This is a genomic window from Agrobacterium tumefaciens (genome assembly GCF_009649785.1).
Classification (GTDB): Bacteria; Pseudomonadota; Alphaproteobacteria; order Rhizobiales; family Rhizobiaceae; genus Agrobacterium; species Agrobacterium tumefaciens.
Genome location: NZ_WJOK01000063.1, coordinates 1 through 635 on the forward strand (window position 1 = coordinate 1; position 635 = coordinate 635).

Here is a 635-nt window from a genome sequence, read left to right on the forward strand (position 1 = left end):
GACGTATCTCTGGTGGATCTGTTGTCCTGCCAAGGGCATAGCAGAGTAGCTATATACGGAATGGATAACCGCTGAAGGCATCTAAGCGGGAAACCAACCTGAAAACGAGTGTTCCCTATCAGAGCCGTGGAAGACGACCACGTTGATAGGACGGGTGTGGAAGCATGGCAACATGTGAAGCTTACCGTTACTAATAGCTCGATCGACTTCTTCGTTCCCATTGTTCATGCTCATCAAAGATGAGCATCATCTGTTCTGTCCTGACGCGCATAGCGCTCCGGACGGGCCGCGCCACAGGGCGCGACGACCTCTGGTCTGTATGGCAAACATACGGGATGGGTCGCAGAAAGACGTGTTAAATTAAATGAAGCGCAAGCTTCCCAGCTTCTCGAAACAACACTCATGTGAAAACATGAACTGTGTTGCGTTTTGCCGACCTGGTGGTTATCGCGGGGCGGCTGCACCCGTTCCCATTCCGAACACGGCCGTGAAACGCCCCAGCGCCAATGGTACTCCGTCTCAAGACGCGGGAGAGTAGGTCGCTGCCAGGTCTGCAAAACGCAACAAATATCTTCTCAAGCAAACTCTTCGGCCCAGCCGATACAAAGGGCCGCTCAAAGCGGCCTTTTTGCATT

General features: G+C 53.1%; 2 rRNA genes. Both read left to right on the plus strand.

The window, feature by feature from the left end:
• A 23S ribosomal RNA gene (locus GH784_RS27050) occupies nucleotides 1-215 on the plus strand; the annotation flags it as partial.
• 221 nt (nucleotides 216-436) lie between these two features.
• Nucleotides 437-551: ribosomal RNA gene (rrf, locus tag GH784_RS27055) — 5S ribosomal RNA — on the plus strand.
• The last annotated feature ends 84 nt before the right edge of the window (nucleotides 552-635 follow it).